This window comes from Pseudomonas sp. NPDC090752 (genome assembly GCF_055584805.1).
On the sequence record NZ_JBVJLI010000006.1, the window covers coordinates 1 to 19017 of the forward strand.

Here is a 19017-nt window from a genome sequence, read left to right on the forward strand (position 1 = left end):
GCCCGGCATCTGGCCGACGGCAACCTCGAATACCTTGGGCGCAATGACGACCAGGTGAAAATCCGTGGCCTGCGTATCGAACTGGGCGAGATTCAGTCCAGCCTGACGGCCATCCCAGGCATCCAGGAAGCCGTGGTGGTAGCCCGAGACCAACGCCTGATCGCGTACTACACCGGCGAGCCGCAATCCACGGAAACCCTGCGCTCGTCGCTGCTCGCACACCTGCCCGAGTTCATGGTGCCGGCGCTGTTCATGCACCTCGAAGCGCTGCCTTTGAGCCCCAACGGCAAGCTCGACCGCAAGGCCCTGCCGGAGCCGGACGCCATTCAGGACCGCCCGTTCGAGGCCCCTGAAGGCGAGACCGAAACCCTGCTGGCCACCCTGTGGGCCGAACTGCTGGGCGTGGAGCGGGTAAGCCGCCACGACAACTTCTTCGAGCTGGGCGGCCATTCGCTCGCGGCCATCCGCTTGATCGACAGACTCACCAAGTCAGGCCTGCAAGCGGCCATCAACGACGTGTTCCAGCAATCCAGCGTGGCCGCATTGGCCCGCTTGCTGGATGCCAGTCGCAGCGCTCAGGCCCAAACCGTCGTCACCGTCAGGGCCACAGGCAGCCAACCGGCTTTGTTCCTGGTGCACGAGTTCACCGGCCTGGACTTCTACTTCCCGGTGCTGGGCCAGCACCTGCCGGGTGACTTCCCGGTGTATGGCCTGCCGGGTGTGCCTTGCGGCGACCCTCAACCCCGCACGCTGGAGTGCCTGGCCCGCTACCAGGTCGAACAGTTGCGCAATGTCCAGCCCCACGGCCCTTATCGTCTGGCAGGCTGGTCGTTCGGTGGTGTGCTGGCTTTCGAGATGGCTAATCAGTTGTTGGGCGCGGACGAGGCAGTGGAATTCCTCGGCCTGATTGACACCTATGTGCCGCGCCTGGCCGATCAAGGCAAGGCGCGCTGGCAAGGGCCGCGCGCACTGGAGCGGCAGCTGCTGCTCAACTGCAGCACTTTCTGGCGCACGCAAGGTGATGTTGGCGAAGCGCGTCTGGCGCAACTGCAAAGGCTGGAGGCCGAGCAGGCCGAATTCGCCACGCTGCTGGCCAGTTGCCGTGAACACGATCTGCTCTATGGCCTGTGGTCCAGCATGGGCGATGAACACTTGCGTCATTACTTTACCCGCGAGTTGGCACACGGGCAGTCCATGGCCCACTACCGCCTGGCGCCACTGAGTGTGCCGGTTCATCTCTTCAGGGCGCAGCAGGGCAGCGATGGGCTGTCGAGCCTGGGCTGGAGCGAGACCTTGCCCACGCAGACGCTGGTCGATATCGCTGTGCCCGGTGACCACCGCAGCATGATGCAGGCGCCCCATGTGGCGTCGGTCGGTGCCGCCATCGCCCATGCGCTCGACAGCGTGACGTCAAGGCAGGCCGACCAAGCCTTGGCTTACCAGCCGCTGGTCACCATTCAGACCGGCCAGCCGGGTCATGCACCGTTGTTCTGCGTACCGGGAGCGGGCGACAGCGTCACCAGCTTCATTGGCCTGGCCGAAGCGCTGGGGCCTAGTTGGCCACTGTATGGGCTGCAGGCCCGAGGCTTGGACGGCGCTTCGGTGCCGCATGCCTCGGTCGAAGCTGCTGCCGATTGCCATCTGCAGGCCATTGAAGCGTTGTACCCGCACGGGCCGCTGAACCTGGTCGGCCATTCGTTCGGTGGCTGGGTGGCGCATGCCCTGGCGGCCCGATTCGAGGCCAAGGGGCGTCAGGTGCGCTCCTTGACCCTGATCGACAGCGAGGCGCCGGGCGAGGGGGGAACCTGTGGCCAGCCTTATACCTTCGGTGAAGCGCTGCAGCGCCTGATTGACGCGTTGCAGTTGTCCACCGGCAAGGCCTTGGGCATCGAGCCGCTGGCCTTCGGCCTGGCCAACGATGAGGAGCAGTTGCGCCAACTGCATGGGGCGATGGTGCGGGTCGGGTTGATGCCGGTGCGCTCTGCGCCCAAAGCCTTGGAAGGGACGGTACGTACCTTCGCCGCAGCCCTGCGCACACGCTATCGGCCGACGCTGGGCTACAGCGGCCCGGTGGGATTGGTGCTGGTCGATGACCCCAGCCTGGATGCCCCAGGCAATGCGCGCGAACAGGCGGCTATGCAGGCCGGTTGGCAGCAGCTGATGCCGCAGTTGGCACTGTGGCAAGGTCCGGGCAACCACTTCAGCATCCTCAAGGTACCGGATGTGTTCAGCCTGGCGGCGTGGTGGCATGACGGCCAGGCACTGCAGCTGGACAAAATAACCGAGTAATCATGGGAAAGTGAGTGTTCATGGACAAGTCCAGATTCCGCAAATACAGCCTCGGCATTGCCGTGGCACTGGTCGCGGGTACCGCGCTGTACGCCATTCAGGCGCCGGCCAAAGCACCGCAATACATCACCGCCACCGTTGAAACGGGCGACATTGAAAACGCGGTGCTGGCCACGGGTACCCTGGAAGGTATCAAGCAGGTGGATGTCGGGGCCCAGGTGTCCGGGCAGTTGAAGTCGCTCAAGGTCAAGCTCGGCGACAAGGTCGAGCAGGGCCAGTGGCTGGCCGAGATCGACCCGCTGGTGCTGCGCAATACCTTGCGCCAGGCCGAGGTCGACGAAGACAAGCTGCAGGCCGAACGCCGCTCGACCCTGGCCCAGCTCAAGCAGGCCAGGCGGGTGTACGAACGCTATCGCGAATTGCAGGCCGACGAATCGGTGTCGCGCCAGGACTTCGAGAATGCCGAGTCGGAGTACGAAGTGCAGCAGGCCGCCGTGCGTTCGCTCGATGCGCAGATCCAGAGTGCCAGGGTCGAAATCGACACCGCCCGGGTCAACCTCGGTTATACCCGTATCAACGCGCCCATCACTGGCCACGTGGTCGGCATCGTTACCCAGCAGGGGCAGACCGTGATCGCCAACCAGTTGGCGCCGGTGCTGCTCAAGCTGGCCGACCTCGACACCATGACCGTCAAGGCGCAAGTCTCGGAAGCCGATGTGATTCATATCGCCCCGGGCCAGGAGGTGTATTTCACCATCCTCGGTGAAGACAAGCGTTACTACGCCAAGCTGCGCGGCACCGAGCCGGCCCCGCAGAACTACGCGCAAAGCAGCGACAAGAACGACAGTAGCGCCAAACCCAATGGCGCTGTGTTCTACAACGCCCTGTTCGAGGTGCCCAATCCCGAGCACCGCCTGCGTATCTCGATGACCGCCCAAGTGCATATCGTCCTCGACACCGCCGTTGGCGTGCTGACCGTGCCGGTGGCGGCGCTGGGCCTGCGCAATAACGATGGCAGCTTCCCGGTGCGGGTGCTCGACGCCAAGGGCTTCGCCAAGGTGCGTAACGTGCAGACCGGCATCAACAACAACGTCAAGGTACAGATCAAGGATGGCCTGGCAGTCGGCGACCGGGTGGTGATTGGTGAGCCGGTGTCTGGCGAAGCAGGGGCGTGAGCATGAACATGAATGTCGAGTTCAGCCCGTCTGTCGCGGTTAGCAAGGATACCGGTGAAGCCTTGCTGCGTTTGCAGGGCGTCACCCGCAGCTTCATGGCAGGTGATCGCGAATTTCTGGCGCTCAAGGGGATCGACCTGGAGATCCGCAGCGGTGAGCTGGTGGCGATCATTGGCGCGTCGGGTTCGGGCAAATCGACCTTGATGAACATCCTCGGTTGCCTGGACAACGCCAGCAGCGGCAGTTACCACGTCAGCGGGCAGGAAACCCGTACGCTGGATGACGACGCCCTGGCTGCGCTGCGCCGCGACCATTTCGGCTTCATTTTCCAACGCTACCACCTGCTGCCGCACCTGGATGCGCTGCGCAATGTGGAGATTCCGGCGGTGTATGCCGGCACCCCGCAGGGCCGGCGTCATGAGCGTGCGCGTGACCTGCTGACGCGCCTGGGCCTGGCCGGGCACCTCGAACATCGCCCGAGCCAGCTGTCCGGGGGGCAGCAGCAGCGGGTCAGCATCTGTCGGGCCTTGATGAATGGTGGCCAGGTGATCCTTGCCGACGAGCCCACCGGCGCGCTGGACACCGCCAGCGGCAAGGAAGTGATGAACATCCTGCTGGAGCTGCATGCCGCCGGGCACACGGTGATCCTGGTGACCCACGACCCGAAGGTCGCCGCCCATGCGCAGCGCATCATCGAGGTCAGCGATGGGCAGATCGTCAGCGACCGGTGCAATGCCAGCCAAGCACTGCCCTCGCGATCTGCCGAACCCGCCCCGCACGCACCTGCACCCCGGCGCCTGGTGGCTAGCCTGGGGATGTTCCGCGAGGCCTTCAAGATGGCCTGGATTGCGCTGGTCTCGCACCGGATGCGGACCTTGCTGACCATGCTCGGCATCGTCATCGGCATCACTTCGGTGGTGTCCATCTCGGCCATCGGTGAAGGCGCCAAAGGCTATGTACTGAAGGACATTCAGGCAATCGGCAGTAACACCATCGATATCTATTCAGGCAGCAACTTCGGCGACAGCCGGGCCAAGACCATCGAAACCCTGCTGCCGGCCGATGTCGCCGCGCTCAACGAACTGTATTACGTCGACAGCGCCACGCCCGTGATCGGCCAGAGCACCCTGGTGCGCTACCGCAATCTGGATGTCGACGTTCAGCTCAACGGTGTTAGTGAACACTACTTCCAGGTGCGCAACATTCCCTTGGCCTCAGGCATCGTATTCAGCACCGACGACGCCCGGCGCCAGGCGCAGGTAGTGGTGATCGACCACAACACGCGTCGGCGTCTGTTCGGGCAGAACGTCGATCCGCTGGGCCAGGTGATTCTGGTCGGCAACCTGCCGTGCACGGTGATCGGCGTGACCGCCGAGAACAAGAACCTGTTCGTCGCCAGCAACCAGCTGAACATCTGGGTGCCCTACGAAACCGCCGCTGGCCGAGTGCTCGGCCAGCGCCACTTGGACAGTATCAGCGTGCGCATCAAGGACGGCGTGCCGAGCAAACGGGTGGAGGAGGAGGTGACCAAGCTGATGCTGCAGCGCCATGGCACCAAGGATTTCTTCACCAACAACCTCGACAGCATCATGCAGACGGTGCAGAAGACCAGCCGCTCGCTGACGCTGCTGCTGTCGCTGATCGCGGTGATTTCACTGGTGGTGGGTGGCATCGGGGTGATGAATATCATGCTGGTGTCGGTGACCGAGCGCACTCGCGAGATCGGTATCCGCATGGCAGTGGGCGCGCGACAGTCTGACATTCGCCAGCAGTTTCTGGTCGAGGCGGTGATGGTCTGCCTGTTTGGCGGGGTAGTGGGGATTGCCCTGTCGTACGGGATAGGCTCGCTGTTCGAGCTGTTCGTGAAGCAGTGGGAGATGGTGTTTTCGCCGGGGTCGATCGTGATGGCATTTGCCTGTTCGACGTTGATCGGTGTCGTGTTTGGCTTCGTTCCAGCCAGGAATGCGGCACGGCTGGACCCTATCGAGGCGTTGGCGCGCGATTGAAGTTGCCGCACCGGGTCCTTTCCTGTGGGAGCGGCTTCTGTGGGAGCGGCTTCAGCCGCGAACACCGGCGAAGCCAGTACCATCCACCGCGTCGCTTGCTTCGCGGCTAAAGCCGCTCCCACAGGATGGGCTGCCCTATGGAAATCTAACTGTCACCATACATCCAACGCATCAACGAGTGGCGCCCGCTGATCCCCAGCTTGATCGCTGCCCGGCGCAAGTAACTTTCTACCGTATTGACCTTCAACGCCAAGCGCTCGGCCTGCTCCGGTGCGGTATGCCCAGCCAATAGGCCCAGGCACACCTGGCACTCACGTTCTGACAATTTCAGCCCGGACTGGGTCAACCGATCAATGAAGCGCTGTTGCAGACTTTCTGGTGCAGCGCGCTCGGGGCTAGGCTGCAACGCGTCGATGTGCTTTTCGAGCATTGGCAGCAACAACGGTGAAATGTCATCCAGCCGGCTGCGCTCATGGGCCGAGAAACCATAGGTCGAGCCCGCACGCAGCACCTGGATCTCGTAGCGCGAGTCACCATTGCGGCGGATCAGGTGCAAGCGTGATGGGTCGTTATAGCCGCCTTCCAGGCATTGCTCGGAAGAGTAAACTGTTTCGTTGATCAGCGCCGAAGTGCTGTCCAGGCCGGCGGGAACCACAGGCAATTGCCGTATCTGCGTGGCATCGATATCCAGATGCGCCTGGATCAAGTCGTGGAGCATGCGCGGGAACTGGCGGCTGCCGGTGCTGGCTATGACTTTGCCGATCTGCGGGTAGAGCAAGTGCGAATTCATCGTGTCATCCCTGAAAGTTCGAGGTGCAACCTCCCACCGAGTTGCCGGCCTGCATCCTGGGCCTGTCGCGGGAGGTGGTTGTTATCCTAGTACAACGAATGAGTGACGGTTAAATGAAGTCGCAACAATGGCATAACAATGGCATTTGCGGCAGGCGGCTACTGCGATGCGGCTTGTCGGGTATCATGCGAGCCCCATCATTTTCACGAGGCCTGACCCCATGTCCCTGAGTGCTGAACAGATCGGCGAATTCCGCGCCTTCGCTGAACAGTTGGCCGATGCCGCCGCAGCGGCGATCCAGCCGTACTTTCGTGCCAGCCTGGAGGTCGAGGACAAGGGTGGGCGCCTGTACGACCCGGTGACCGTGGCTGACAAGGCTGCCGAAGACGCCATGCGTGAGCTGATCCAGGCACGTTATCCCGCGCACGGCATCCTCGGCGAAGAGGCTGGCGTGGCGGTGGGCAGCAGCCCGCTGACCTGGGTGCTCGACCCCATCGACGGTACCCGCGCGTTCATCACCGGCCTGCCGCTGTGGGGCACACTGATTGCACTGAACGATGGCACGCGGCCTGTGGTGGGCGTGATGAACCAGCCATTCACCGGCGAGCGCTTCATCGGTACGCCGCAAGGTGCATGGAGCAGCGGCACGCCGCTTAAGACCCGTGCTTGTGCCGACCTGGCGTCGGCTACGTTGATGTGCACTACGCCCGACATGTTCGACACCCCTGAGCGCAAGGCCGCCTTCGAATCGGTGGCCGGCAAGGCGCGGCTGATGCGCTACGGTGGCGATTGTTACGCCTATTGCATGCTTGCTTCGGGTTATGTCGATGTGATCGTCGAGGCTAGCCTGCAGCCCTACGACGTGCAGGCGCTGATGCCGATCATTGAGGGAGCGGGTGGGGTAATCACCGCATGGGATGGTAGCTCGGCGCACAATGGGGGGTGCGTCGTGGCCTGTGGTGATCCGCTGCTGCATGCTCAGGTTGTCGAGATGCTGCGGCATGCGATGTGAGCACTGACAACCGGTAAACGTCACCATCGCACTTTTTCCGCTTTCCGGGCTCTATGCTTGGCCAGGCCGCGCCGATCCCCAGCGTGGCCGCCGATGTCGATCCGGTGCCGATGGTTGCAAACACAGCTGAAATCCTCCCGCGCCTGCTGTTGGCAGGCGCACTGATGTGCGTGGGTGCCTGTACCCAGCAACAAGGCCAGGACATCGTCAGCCAGTTCGGCAACGGTAAACCCAGCGAGCTGTTCCAGACCAGCGTCGACCGTATGGCGACGCTGGCCATGCGCGACAACCTGCAGAGCCTCTACCTGCTGATGAGCAAGCTGTACCTGCGCAACCCCAACCAGCTGCAAATGTCCGGCTATCTCAATGCCGCCACGGCCGAGCGGCAGATCCGAATCGCCATCGAACAGCACCAACCCCTGCCGCAGCTGGGCAACCGTCGCGACCTTGACGCCTTGAGCTATGCCCTGAGCCCGGACTTTCGCGGTGACCGGGTCGGCGCCTTCATCTACGCCATCGGCAGCATGCTGATTACCGCGCACGGCGGGCGTAGCGAGTTCTACATCACCGATACCATCGACCCGTTATTCGTCAATAACGCCGCGCGCAACATCGAAAAGGCCACCTGGATGCTAAGCCAGCGGCAGGATGCCAATGGCGTGTTGCTGCTGTTCTCCAACGAGATTTCCGAGGAGGGTAGCAACCTGAGTTTCGCTGTGGAGTTCGGCAAGATCGTGGCGCGCCTGGATTTGCTGGCCGAGCTGCTGGATGAGCGTTACCGGCGGATTGGCCTCAACTATGCGCAAAGCCTGTTGTTGATGAACTTCCTGCCGGTGCAGTAAGGGCGGGTATCACAGCAGTGCTTGTATGGCCCGCCGATAGCGCTGCCCCGCCAGACTCATGCTGTTGTTGTGGGTTGCCCCGGGCACCAGCAGCAAGGTCTTGGGTTCCTGGGCTGCCTCGAACAGTTGCTGGCTGAAGCGTGGCGGAACGAAGCGGTCGTCCAGGCCATGCACCAGTAACAGCGGTAGGCCGACGCCCTTGATCTTGTCCAGCGAATCGAATTTCTGTGACAGCAGCCAGCGCACCGGTAGCGTGGTATTGGCGACAGCGGTGGCGACATCGCCCAACGAGGTGAAGGTCGATTCCAGAATCAGCCCGCGTGCCGGCGCTGCGCTGCCCGCCTTTTCGGCCTCCCGTGCCAGTTCCGACGCCAGTTCGACTGCCACCGCGCCGCCCAGTGAATGGCCGAAGATCAAGCGCTTGTCGGCATCCGGTTGCAGCAGGGTAAAGCGTTCCCAGGCAATCCGGGCGTCTTCGTAAACGGTCGCCTCGGACGGCAGGTCGCCCCGGCTCTGGCCGAAGCCGCGGTAATCGACGGCGAGTACCGAATAGCCCATGGCATGCAGTTGTTCGATACGAAAAAGCTGGCCGGTGAGGTTCCAGCGAACCCCGTGCAGGTAGAGGATGGCTGGTGCATCGGCGCGTCGGGCCGGCCACCACCAGGCGTGCAGACTCTGATTGTCAGCAAAGCTGCGCGGGCGCAGGTCAAGCTCTTGCACACCGCTGGGCAGGCCGCGGAACCAGCTGGCCTGACCGGGCTCGATGCGGAACAGCAGTTCGCGCTCCTTGTGCTGCAGCACGGCGCAACCGGTAGGCAAGCCGATGACCAGTAGCGCGGCACACAGCCAGCTGAGCCAGCGACGGCGCAAGAGGGTAAGCAATTGGGTAGGCATGAGGGCGTTTTAACAGATGCCCAGGGCTTGATGTCGGAAAAGTGACCGAACGGACGCGAGAGGATTGTTACGGGAGATGAAGCGAAGGGGCCGCAAGGCGGCCCCATCGCCCACTCAGTTTTCTTGCGCGGTGTTCAAGGCATTGGCACGCGTGACGCGCAATGCCACCAGGCTGCCCAGCACGATCAGCGCCGCCAGCGAATACAGCGCTGCATCGGTCGAGCCGGTTTGGTCCTTGATGAAACCGACCAGGTACGGGCTGAGGAAGCCCGCCATCTGTCCCACCGAGTTGATGATCGCCAGGCCTGCGACAGCGGTACCGGCGCTCAACAGCGCGGTCGGCATCGGCCAGAACATCGGCAGGCCGGTGAGGGCGCCCATGGTGGCAATCGACAGGCCGAGGATGGCGATGGTCGGGTTGGCGGCGAAGTTGACCGCGATCAAAAGGCCGATAGCGCCCATCAGCATCGGCACCACAAGGTGCCAGCGGCGCTCGTTGCGCAAGTCCGCCGAGCGGCCGCAGAGGATCATGAACACACCGGCCAGCAGGTACGGAATGGCGCTCAGCCAACCGATCAGCAGCGGATTGTCGAAGCCCATGTTCTTGATGATCGACGGCAGCCAGAAGTTGATCGCGTACACACCGCTCTGAATGCAGAAGTAGACGAAACCAAAGGTCCAGATCAGCGGGTTGGTCAGCACCGCGAGCACGCCGTCGCCGTTGGTGGCGGGTTTGCTGGCAGCATCGGCATTGAGGTCGGCCTCGATCAGCTGGCGTTCGGCCGGGCTCAGCCAGGGCGCCTTCTGGTAGCCATCGCTGAGCATGCCGATGGCCAGGATACCCAGGGCGACGGTTGGCAGGCCCTGGATCAGGAACATCCACTGCCAGCCGGCCAAACCATGCTGGCCGGCGGCGAAGTGTTCGAGGATCCAGCCGGAGAACGGCCCACCGAGCAGGCCCGAAACCGGGATAGCCGACATGAACAGGGCCATGATGCGGCCGCGGCGATCAGCCGGGAACCAGCGCGAGAGGTACAGCACCACGCCGGGGAAGAACCCGGCCTCGGCTGCGCCGGTCAGCAAACGCAGGGTGTAGAACTCGGTAGGGGTGGTGACGAACAGCAGGCAGGTCGAGAGGCTACCCCAGGCGATCATCATCGCCGCAATCCAGCGCCGTGGGCCGAAGCGGTTGAGCGCCAGGTTGCTTGGCAGGCCGCAGAGGACGTAGCCAATGAAGAAAATCCCGGCGCCGAGGCCGTAGACGGTTTCGCTGAACTTGAGCGCGTCGAGCATCTGCAGCTTGGCGAAGCCGACGTTGACGCGGTCCAGGTAGTTGAACAGGTAGCAGATGAAAATGAACGGGATCAGCCGCAGGGTGATGCGCCGGTAGAGCGCGTTGCGGGTGATATCCGTGCCTTGGTCAGGGGCGGGGCTGTGTGCCATGATCGGGTTCTCTGTTGTTATGGTTGTCGCCGCGTCGCCTGTGCCGGCGCTCGCCCTGACGAGTCTCGGGGAGTGCGATGCGCCTGTCTTTGTGCTTTTGCACAGCCATTGGCCCTGGCGACTGTGCTGCGGTACAAAGCCTAACACCCATAAGGATCGCTGAATGTTCGAACTGGACCATGACCTGGCGCAGGATATCGTTGATCGTGCGATGGCCATTCTGCCGTGCAACGTCAATGTCATGGACAGCCAGGGGCTGATCCTGGGCAGCGGCGAACCGGAGCGCATCAACACCCGCCACGAAGGTGCACAGCTGGTGTTGGCCAATGGCCGGATCGTCGAGCTGGATGTGGAGGCCGCCAAATGCCTGAAGGGGGTGCAGCCGGGGGTCAATTTACCCTTGATGCTCGATGGGCGCCTGATCGGCGTGCTGGGATTGACCGGCGACCCGCAGCAGATGCGCACCTACGGCGAACTGGTGCGCATGACGGCCGAGATGCTCCTGGCGCAGCGGCATCTGCAGGTTGAGCAGCAGTGGCGCCGGCAGCGTTGCGATGATTTGCTGGCCCTGCTGCTCGGTGGCAGTGGTGATTCGCCACGACTGGTGGACGAAGCGCAGCAATTGGGCCTGAAGCCGCAATTGCCCCGCATCCCGTGTCTGTTCGAGTTGCGCGCAGGCCCACCCGCCGAAGCCTTGGCGGCCTGGTTGATGAGCCGCTACCCCGACAGTTGGTGCGTGAGCCCGGCGCGTGACTCCTTACTGTGGTGTCGGCCGGCCGGCGTGCTGCTGGACGAGGGGCGCCTGTTCGAACGCGTGCAGCGCAGTGGCTGGGAGATCGAGCGCCTGGCACTGGGCGGACCGGCGCAAAGTCTTGAGCAGTTGCGCCGCGGTTACCGGCGGGTTCGAGATCTGCTTGCCTATGGTCGCGAAGTATTGCCCAACGAGCAATTGCTGAGTCTCGAACGCTATCGCCTCCCGGCGTTGCTCTGGCGTCATCGCAATGAAGATGCCCTGGACGAACTGCTTGAACCCCTGCAGCGCATTCGTGCCAAGGATGCCAGCGGTCAGTTGATTGCGACCCTGCGCGCCTGGTGCGCGCACGATGGTCAGAGCCAGGCCTGCGCCGATGCCCTGGGTATTCACCGCAACAGCTTGCGTTATCGCCTGGAGCGCATTGCCGAACTGGCGGAAGTCGACCCGCTGCGGCTCGAAGGGATGCTGAGCCTTTACCTGGGCTTGCAGCTGTTGCCAGCCGAGTGAGTGCCAGCACAGGCATTTGCCCAAACAACCTGTGGGCGCTTTTGTGCATCCGACCGAGGCCCTTGCCTTGCACAGCTGTCAGCATGCCGCTCATCTGGACAGGAGATTCCCCATGAAGATCGTCATCGCCCCCGACTCGTTCAAGGACAGCCTCGATGCTGCCGGTGTCGCCCGTGCCATCGCGGCGGGCATTGGCGAAGCCTTGCCGGCAGCCGAGCTGGTCGAGTGCCCCATGGCCGATGGCGGTGAAGGCTCCATGGAGGCGATCGTCGCCGCCAGCCAAGGTGAACTGCGGCGTGTCACCGTTCGTGGGCCGCTGGGGCAGAGCGTCGAAGCCGGTTGGGGCTGGTTGGCGGACAGCCGTACGGCGATCATCGAGATGGCTCAGGCCAGCGGCATTCAGCTGGTTCCCAGTGTGCAGCGCGATGCCTGCCGCAGTAGCACCTGGGGCACCGGCGAGCTGATCGCTGCGGCACTCGCCGCCGGGGCGCAGCGCATTGTCCTGGCCATTGGTGGCAGCGCCACCAACGACGGCGGCAGCGGGATGTTGCGGGCCCTTGGCCTGCGCTTGCTGGATGCCGACGGCCAGGCGCTGGAAGAGGGCGGATTAGCCTTGGCCAGGTTGACACGCATCGATGCCAGCGAGCTGGACCCACGTTTAGCCGAAGTGCAGGTCGACGTCGCCGCCGATGTCGACAACCCGTTGTGTGGTCCCCACGGCGCCTCGGCGATCTTCGGCCCGCAAAAGGGTGCCAGCCCCGCACAGGTACAGGCGCTGGACCAGGCCCTGGGCCATTTTGCCGATCTCTGTGCGCAGCTTCTGGGTAACGATGTACGCGAACAGCCGGGCAGTGGCGCCGCCGGCGGCATGGGCTTCGCGGCCAAGGCCTTCATGGGTGCGCAGTTCCGCCCGGGGGTCGAGGTCGTGGCCGAATTGGCAGGGCTGGATGCGCTGGTGCAAGGCGCCGACCTGGTGATCACCGGTGAAGGGCGCTTCGATGCCCAGACCCTGCGGGGCAAGACGCCGATGGGCGTGGCGCGGATCGCCAAGCGCCATGACGTGCCGGTGGTGGTGCTGGCGGGCACTTTGGGTGAGGGCTATCAGCAACTGTATGCGCACGGTATCGATGCCGCGTTTGCAGTGACCAGTGGGCCAATGACGCTGGAGCAGGCGTGTGCCGATGCCGCAGGGTTGCTGCAGGCTCGGGCCGGGGATATTGCCCGGATTTGGCGGTGTGCGCGACAATCTTGAATCAAGCAGGCCCCTGTGGGAGCAACTGTCTTCCACAAAACTTAGAAAGCTGCGCGATCCCTGTGGGAGCGGGCTTGTCCCGCGAACACGGGCGAAGCCCGTGCCATCCTCCGCGTCGCTTGCTTCGCGGCTAAAGCCGCTCCCACTGAGCATGCGGCGCGCTCGCGGGTTTTGTTCTGGATTGCATCATCATCAACCCCAGGGCAAGCAACGCAGCCGCAGCACCTGCCAGTGGCAGGTAAACCAGGCCGATCCGCTCGATCATCAAACTCCCCAGCCCACCGCCCAGCGCGGTCCCCAGGTTGAACGCCGCAATGCTCAAGCCCGATACCACGCCCGTGGCATACGGTGCCAATCGCTTGGCAAGGCCAAGCAGGCGCAGTGTCGACAGGGTCACGATGGCAAAGAACACTGCCCCAAGCACACCAGTCAGCAGTACGACCGCCCACGGTTGCTCGCGGCCCAGATAGAGAAGGCCCAGATTTGCTGCCAGCACCGCCAGGGCAACGTTCAAGCATCGACCTGGCTCGAATCGGTCTGCGATAACACCGCCAATCAAGTTGCCGAGGATGGTGGCTGCGCCGAACATCAGCATCGCCAGGCTTAACATAGGTATGCCGCCCTGGGTCACCTGCAACACAAAAGGCGAGACGTAGGTCAGGAACGAAAAGGTCGCTACGCTGACCAGCATGGCCACGCTCGCGGCCACCAGCAGTGGCCGCTGCATCAACGCCGCCAGGCCTGCCAGGCGGCCTTCAATAGGCGGTAGCGGTGCCTTTTGTCGAGGCATCAGACGCAGCAGCCCGAACAGGCTGAGCAAACCGAGGACGCCCAGCGCGACGAAGATTACCCGCCACGACCATAGGCTGCCGAGCAACGTCCCCAGCGGAACACCCAAGGCTAATGCCAGGGTCAGCCCCAGCCACACGCGCGACAACGCTCGGCCCGCGCGTGGCGGGTCAACCAGTTTCACCGCCACGTCGGCGGCTACTGCCATGAATACACCATGGGCCAGGCCGATCACGAAGCGCGCCAGGTTCAAGGCCGACAGCTGTTCAACCCAGGCGAGCGCCAGGCTACCGACTGCCAGCACGGCCAATGTCAGCGCCAGTGACGTGCGATCACGCCAGCCGAGAGCTAACGCCGTCAGTAGCGGCGCGCCGATGGCCGCACCGAGTGCATAGGTAGCAATGGCCGAGCCGACAGCGGTGGTGGAGGTGCCAAGGTCTTCGGCCATGGCCGAAAGCAATCCTGCCACCACGAACTCCGACAGGCCGAAGGTGAAGGTGCACAGGGAAAATACAGAGATGACGATAGGCATGGGTACAAAGAAATCCTTATCCGTTCAAAGGTGCTGTCGCCAGGCGCCGGCGTCCAGGCTGACGCGCAGTGCCAGTTCCATGGCTTGTTCACGGTTGAGCCGCGGGTCGACCTGGCTCGAATAGTGTCGGCCCAGATCAGCCGGTTGCAGGCCCACCGTCCCTCCCAGGCATTCGGTGACGTCATCGCCGCTGGCTTCCAGGTGCAAGCCGCCCAGCGCCGAGCCGTGGCGCGCATGCACGGCGAAGGCGCTGGCGACTTCAGCGAGGATGTCGTCGAAAACGCGGGTTTTGGTGCCGCAGGGTAGCGTGCGGGTATTACCGTGCATCGGGTCACATAGCCACAGCACCTGGGCACCAGCCGCTTGCACCGTTTCGATCAGTGGCCGCAAATGGGCTTGAAGACGGTCGGCCCCCATGCGGTGGATCAGGGTCAAACGACCGGGTTCATTGGTGGGGTTCAGCCGTAAGATCAATCGCTGCAACTGATCAGGGTCGGTGTCGGCACCCACCTTTACTGCCAGCGGGTTGGCCAAGCCGCGCAAGTACTCCACGTGGGCACCGTGCGGTTGCGCGGTGCGCAAGCCGATCCAGGGCAGGTGGGTCGCCAGGTTGAGCCAACGGCCATCGCTCTGTTGGCGGGTCAACGCCTGCTCATATTCGAGCAGCAACGCTTCGTGGGAAACGTACATCTCACGGTGCAGGAAGTTACTCGACTCAGAGCCAGCCAACGTACGCATGAAACGCAGTGTGCCGTGTACCTCTGCCAGCAGTGCGCGAAGTCGCTCGACGTCTTGGGCCTGGTCGAGCCAGCCCACTGGCCAGTGTTCCGCAAGCAAGAGGTTGTCGATACCGTCGGCCTGGAGCCTGTGCAGGTGTTCGAGGGTCGCTGCCGAGTGGGCATATGCCTGCAGCAAACGCTGTGGGTCAGCCCGACGCGCCTCTGGGCTGAAATCGTGATGGTTGACGATATCACCACGATATACCGGAAGAATCACGCCGTTACGCTGTTCCGTATCAGCGGAGCGTGGCTTTGCGTATTGCCCGGCGAGACGGCCGACCTGCACGATCGGAAGCTGCAGGCCATGCATCAGCACCTGGCTCATCTGCTGCAACAGCGCGACTTGCCGCGTGCTTTGCGCCAGGTCGTTGTGATCGAAACGCTCGGCGCAGTCACCCAGCTGCAGGACGAATCGGCGGCCTTGCTGGGCTTCGGCAAGCAAGGCTTTGAGCTGCAGGGCGCGCGCCGAGGCCACCAGGGGCGGGCGTTGGGCCAACGCTTCGAGGGCCAGGCGCAAACTTTGAGTGTCGTCATAGGGCGGTTGTTGAACGGCAGGAAAACTGCGCCATGAATCGATCGTCCAGGCGGCCTGGGCATCCGCCACAGCGGCGGTAGGGGTCAGCATGGTGTTTCTCCTGAGAAGTTCGTCGCTCGATCTGCCGTGGGGAGCAGGAGGAGGCGATAGTGCGCAGGCCGGACAGGGCTTGGGAAATACATTAAATATCTTTGTCTGATATCTCACTGGATTTACGGGGTGAATGGCCTAATAAAATCAGAAAAACCCTACTAGTTAATCGGGTTTTACAACCTCAAGTTGCAGATTAATACTTTGCAACTATCACCGAAGGTTTCAAATAAGTATTTTACTTATGCCGAACACTCGCCAATTCTCTGCGCTGCTTATTCGAGAGGGCGAGTCGATGCTTGTACACAGGGACCAGGATTACGGCGTGTTGAAGGAGGCGGAGCGCGAGCTTCAGCAGCGGGCGGGGTATATTCCAGACGCCGCATTTTATGAACGTAAGTTGCAGGCGGTCTGGGCGCGAGCGCAACAAAGCGCTCACTACGCCAACATTGAAGCGTACAGCTACACAGCCTTCAAACAATTGCCAACGACTGCTAAAACACTGCTCAAGAGTCAACCCTTGAAGTTCTGCAGGGTGGAACTCGGTGAGGCGGTCAAGTACTACACCACTACCGGCACAACCGGCGAGCCGACGCCGACGCCCCGCTTGAAAGAGGACATCATCTGGAACGCTGTCAGTGTCGCCAGCCAGTGGCGCGGGGTGCTGCAACCCGGTGCACGGGTGGCCAACCTGATGCCATCGGACATCGTTCCGGTTGGCGACCTGATCGCCAATGTCTGTGAGTACCTGGACGTTTCCCACGTGCGTCTTTACCCGTTCACCACGGGTATTACCGACTGGGAACGCGTCTGCAAGACCTTCGATACCTACCGTCCAACGGTATTGTTCATCGCCCCTGGCGTATTGGTGCAACTGACGCGCTACCTGAAACAACGCGAACTGCTGCAGACGTTCGCCGAGTCGGTGCGTTCGATCATGCTGTTGGGTGAGGTCAACACCCAACCGTTCCGCGAGCGCCTGGCGCGCGGGTGGGATTGCGAGGTGTTCGATGCCAGTTACGGCAGCACCGAAACCGGCACCCTGGCGGCGGTGGGTGATGACAAACAGATGCGCCTGGCCACTGCCACCCATTACTTCGAGCTGCTGTTGCCCGATGGCAGGCTAGTGACCCCTGCGCAAGGTCTGACCGGCCGCCTGGTCGTCACGCCACTCAACCTGTATGCCCGCCCGTTGCTGCGCTTGGACACCGGTGACAGCGTGACCATCACCGGGCCGTGGGCGCCGGGCCAGGCCAGCCCGAGCCTGGTGATCAATGGGCGCGACAGCGACAGTATCGTGGTGGGCGGAGTTGGCCTGGAGATTCGTGCGGTCGAGGAGGTCGTGTATGGCGCCTGCGATGCTACCGGTTATGTCATCGAAGTGGACCGACTGAACGACAGCGCTGCGCTGATCCTCGAGCGCGATGTCGGCTGGGACGTCAGCCAGGAAGCGTCTCTGCAGGCGCAACTGCAACTGCGTTCCGAGCAACACATGGGGCTGCGCTGGAGCCGTGTGCTGTTCGTCAACAACCTGTCGGCGTTGAACAAGAGCGGCGCATCGCAAAAGAGCTGGAAGAAGACCAACCTGCGCTTTGTCGGTGGCCAGTCATGATGCCGCCGCGTTTTCCGCAAGGGCAGGGCCTGGGTAATGGCCAGCCGGATTTGTGGTGCACCTATGCAGCGATTCGTACCCTGGCCTGGGCCGAGCGGCTTGACCAGGTCGACGCGCCCGCCTTGCAGGCCTACATCCTGTCGCGGCGTAATCGCGAGGGTGGCTTCGCCTGGAGCAAGGGCATGCCATCCGACGCCTGGGCGACGTTCTATTGCACCGAGACGCTGAACGACCTGGGCGTGGTGGTCGAACGTCGCGATGAGACAGCGGGCTGGATCCATACCCTGTTCGACGGCGATGCCTACGCCATGTGTCCAGGCCAGACGGCCGACGTGTGGGCCAGCCATTACGCCCTGCGTACCTTGATCGGAGTCTGCCAAGGCCAGGTGAACGACACCGCGCCCCTGTATGCCTGGCTCGAAGGCTTGCAGTGTGCCAATGGTGGCTTGAGCTGGTCAGCCGACTTTGCCCAACGCAACCTTGCGGATACGCGTGCCTGTTTCTACGGGGTGATGGCCGCGCGTGCGTTGGCGCGCCAGGGTTTACCCGCGCCGCAATGGGACCTGCCGCGTCTGATCGGCTGGCTGCAGGCGCAGCAGATGGATTGTGGTGGTTTCCGCTTCAGCGAAGCGGCGCAGGTACCGTGCCTGTGGGCAACCTACCGGGCTACGGCCAGCCTCACGGCATTGCAGGCGCAACCGCTGGGGCGTCAGCGCTGCGTCGCCTGGATCGACAGCTTGCGCGGGCCAACCGGAGCCTTCGTGCGTTGGTCGGGTTACGACGGGGAAGATGTCTGGGCCGCATTCTGTGCCGTGGGTTCGCTCAAGGCGCTGGATGAGCCGGTGGCCCATCTGGCGGACGGTGTGGCAGCGTTCATTGGGAGATTGTCGCTGCCCCAGGGGGGATACACCTACCGCCATGCCGACACTGCCGCCGATGTGCTCACCAGTGCGGCCGCGGTGCTGGGCGGCAGCCTTGCAGCGCAACAGCGTGACGCTGCCGTGCACTGGATCGAAGGCTGTCAGATGCCCAATGAGCCTGGGATCATGTACATGCCGGGTCGCGGGGCTGAAGTACGCTGCACCAATTGGGGCCTGGCAGCCGGTGCATTTACTGACCAACCTGCGCCGCGTCAAGCCATCGGCCGTTGGCTGGCTTCGCTGCAGAACCCGGACGGTGGCTTCGGCTTCTGGGAAGGCCGCGGTTCGGACATGGTGTCCACCGCCTCGGCGATATCGATCTTGCGCCAATTGGGCGATGCAAGCGGCGTCGACCTGGCCGCCATCGAAGGCTACGTAATGCGCTGCCGGCAGACGCAAGGCCACGCGTCGTTCCCGCGCGGTGAAACCTCGTTGCGCGCCGGTCTCCAGGCACTGGTTTGCCTCGCCTATATTGGCCATGACGTAGCTGAAGCCGCCGCGCATTTACTCGCTGCGCACAAGGTGCGTCAGGGCGGCTTCGCCAACCAGGGGCAACGCATTCCCGACCTGCTCAGCACTTACCAGGCGGTGGCACTGGCTGCCGACCTGGGTTTGCCCGTGGACGTGCAACACCTGCGTTTCTTCCTCGACAAGGTGCGCAGTGACGCAGGTCATGCCTGGTCGCCGTTGTTTCTGCAAGGGGTAGACGCGCTGTCCGCGTGCCTCGGTCGTCTGCTCGAGGCCTTTGCCGAAGGCCAACGCCTGCAGCTGCCTAGCCTTCAGTTGTCGTAAGGAC

Annotated in this window: 14 protein-coding genes; 9 read left to right on the forward strand and 5 right to left on the reverse strand. The window is 63.2% G+C overall.

The genetic code is table 11. The annotated features are described in order from the left end of the window. From ACZ6YA_RS10085 to ACZ6YA_RS10095, 3 genes are all read left to right on the forward strand, one after another. Nucleotides 1-2289 (forward strand): thioesterase domain-containing protein (locus ACZ6YA_RS10085; protein WP_465896948.1); only part of this gene is annotated, 2289 nt, incomplete at its 5' end. 20 nt (nt 2290-2309) lie between these two features. Further along, complete coding sequence (macA, locus tag ACZ6YA_RS10090) at nt 2310-3464, forward strand: macrolide transporter subunit MacA (RefSeq protein ID WP_465896949.1); 1155 nt, start codon at nt 2310-2312, stop codon at nt 3462-3464. Nucleotides 3465-3466: 2 nt separating this feature from the next. After that, on the forward strand, nt 3467-5470 hold the full coding sequence (locus tag ACZ6YA_RS10095) for a MacB family efflux pump subunit (protein ID WP_465896950.1): 2004 nt from the start codon (nt 3467-3469) through the stop codon (nt 5468-5470). 145 nt (nt 5471-5615) lie between these two features. On the opposite strand, the gene ACZ6YA_RS10100 is transcribed toward ACZ6YA_RS10095, so the two are convergent. Beyond that, the gene (locus ACZ6YA_RS10100) at nt 5616-6260 is read right to left on the reverse strand and encodes a helix-turn-helix transcriptional regulator (protein ID WP_465896951.1); all 645 of its coding nucleotides are present in this window, start codon (nt 6258-6260) and stop codon (nt 5616-5618) included. A 220-nt stretch (nt 6261-6480) separates the two neighbouring features. Between ACZ6YA_RS10100 and hisN the strand changes: the two genes are divergently transcribed. Continuing rightward, a complete protein-coding gene (gene hisN / locus ACZ6YA_RS10105; RefSeq protein ID WP_465896952.1) occupies nt 6481-7272 on the forward strand; it encodes a histidinol-phosphatase in 792 nt (263 codons plus the stop codon). 110 nt (nt 7273-7382) lie between these two features. Then, nucleotides 7383-8114, forward strand: a complete 732-nt coding sequence (locus ACZ6YA_RS10110) for a hypothetical protein (RefSeq protein ID WP_465897201.1) — start codon at nt 7383-7385, stop codon at nt 8112-8114. 9 nt (nt 8115-8123) lie between these two features. On the opposite strand, the gene ACZ6YA_RS10115 is transcribed toward ACZ6YA_RS10110, so the two are convergent. Further along, complete coding sequence (locus ACZ6YA_RS10115) at nt 8124-9008, reverse strand: alpha/beta hydrolase (protein ID WP_465896953.1); 885 nt, start codon at nt 9006-9008, stop codon at nt 8124-8126. A gap of 114 nt (nt 9009-9122) precedes the next feature. After that, on the reverse strand, nt 9123-10451 hold the full coding sequence (locus ACZ6YA_RS10120) for an MFS transporter (protein WP_465896954.1): 1329 nt from the start codon (nt 10449-10451) through the stop codon (nt 9123-9125). A gap of 163 nt (nt 10452-10614) precedes the next feature. Here ACZ6YA_RS10120 and ACZ6YA_RS10125 point away from each other — a divergent pair, with 163 nt between their 5' ends. Together ACZ6YA_RS10125 and ACZ6YA_RS10130 are read left to right on the forward strand one after the other, a co-directional pair. Beyond that, nucleotides 10615-11712, forward strand: coding sequence for a sugar diacid recognition domain-containing protein (locus ACZ6YA_RS10125; protein WP_465896955.1), 1098 nt, complete (start codon nt 10615-10617; stop codon nt 11710-11712). A 112-nt stretch (nt 11713-11824) separates the two neighbouring features. Further along, entirely contained in the window at nt 11825-12964 is a 1140-nt protein-coding gene (locus ACZ6YA_RS10130) for a glycerate kinase (RefSeq protein ID WP_465896956.1), read from the forward strand. Nucleotides 12965-13094: 130 nt separating this feature from the next. On the opposite strand, the gene ACZ6YA_RS10135 is transcribed toward ACZ6YA_RS10130, so the two are convergent. Further along, nucleotides 13095-14285 carry an MFS transporter gene (locus ACZ6YA_RS10135; protein ID WP_465896957.1) on the reverse strand — a complete coding sequence of 397 codons (1191 nt, stop codon included), beginning with the start codon at nt 14283-14285 and terminating at the stop codon, nt 13095-13097. Nucleotides 14286-14309: 24 nt separating this feature from the next. Then, nucleotides 14310-15689 carry a 3-deoxy-7-phosphoheptulonate synthase class II gene (locus ACZ6YA_RS10140; protein WP_465896958.1) on the reverse strand — a complete coding sequence of 460 codons (1380 nt, stop codon included), beginning with the start codon at nt 15687-15689 and terminating at the stop codon, nt 14310-14312. A gap of 520 nt (nt 15690-16209) precedes the next feature. On the opposite strand from ACZ6YA_RS10140, the gene ACZ6YA_RS10145 reads away from it, so the two are divergent. After that, nucleotides 16210-17301 carry an AMP-binding protein gene (locus tag ACZ6YA_RS10145; protein ID WP_465896959.1) on the forward strand — a complete coding sequence of 364 codons (1092 nt, stop codon included), beginning with the start codon at nt 16210-16212 and terminating at the stop codon, nt 17299-17301. Further along, complete coding sequence (locus tag ACZ6YA_RS10150; protein WP_465896960.1) at nt 17298-19013, forward strand: prenyltransferase/squalene oxidase repeat-containing protein; 1716 nt, start codon at nt 17298-17300, stop codon at nt 19011-19013. The genes ACZ6YA_RS10145 and ACZ6YA_RS10150 overlap by 4 nt, the downstream gene beginning before the upstream one ends. The last annotated feature ends 4 nt before the right edge of the window (nt 19014-19017 follow it).

Bases quoted from the DNA above. Each gene is read 5' to 3' on its own strand.
- macA (WP_465896949.1), top strand. From the start codon at position 2,310: ATGGACAAGTCCAGATTCCGCAAATACAGCCTCGGCATTGCCGTGGCA.
- ACZ6YA_RS10095 (WP_465896950.1), top strand. From the start codon at position 3,467: ATGAACATGAATGTCGAGTTCAGCCCGTCTGTCGCGGTTAGCAAGGAT.
- ACZ6YA_RS10100 (WP_465896951.1), bottom strand. From the start codon at position 6,260: ATGAATTCGCACTTGCTCTACCCGCAGATCGGCAAAGTCATAGCCAGC.
- hisN (WP_465896952.1), top strand. From the start codon at position 6,481: ATGTCCCTGAGTGCTGAACAGATCGGCGAATTCCGCGCCTTCGCTGAA.
- ACZ6YA_RS10110 (WP_465897201.1), top strand. From the start codon at position 7,383: ATGGTTGCAAACACAGCTGAAATCCTCCCGCGCCTGCTGTTGGCAGGC.
- ACZ6YA_RS10115 (WP_465896953.1), bottom strand. From the start codon at position 9,008: ATGCCTACCCAATTGCTTACCCTCTTGCGCCGTCGCTGGCTCAGCTGG.
- ACZ6YA_RS10120 (WP_465896954.1), bottom strand. From the start codon at position 10,451: ATGGCACACAGCCCCGCCCCTGACCAAGGCACGGATATCACCCGCAAC.
- ACZ6YA_RS10125 (WP_465896955.1), top strand. From the start codon at position 10,615: ATGTTCGAACTGGACCATGACCTGGCGCAGGATATCGTTGATCGTGCG.
- ACZ6YA_RS10130 (WP_465896956.1), top strand. From the start codon at position 11,825: ATGAAGATCGTCATCGCCCCCGACTCGTTCAAGGACAGCCTCGATGCT.
- ACZ6YA_RS10135 (WP_465896957.1), bottom strand. From the start codon at position 14,285: ATGCCTATCGTCATCTCTGTATTTTCCCTGTGCACCTTCACCTTCGGC.
- ACZ6YA_RS10140 (WP_465896958.1), bottom strand. From the start codon at position 15,689: ATGCTGACCCCTACCGCCGCTGTGGCGGATGCCCAGGCCGCCTGGACG.
- ACZ6YA_RS10150 (WP_465896960.1), top strand. From the start codon at position 17,298: ATGATGCCGCCGCGTTTTCCGCAAGGGCAGGGCCTGGGTAATGGCCAG.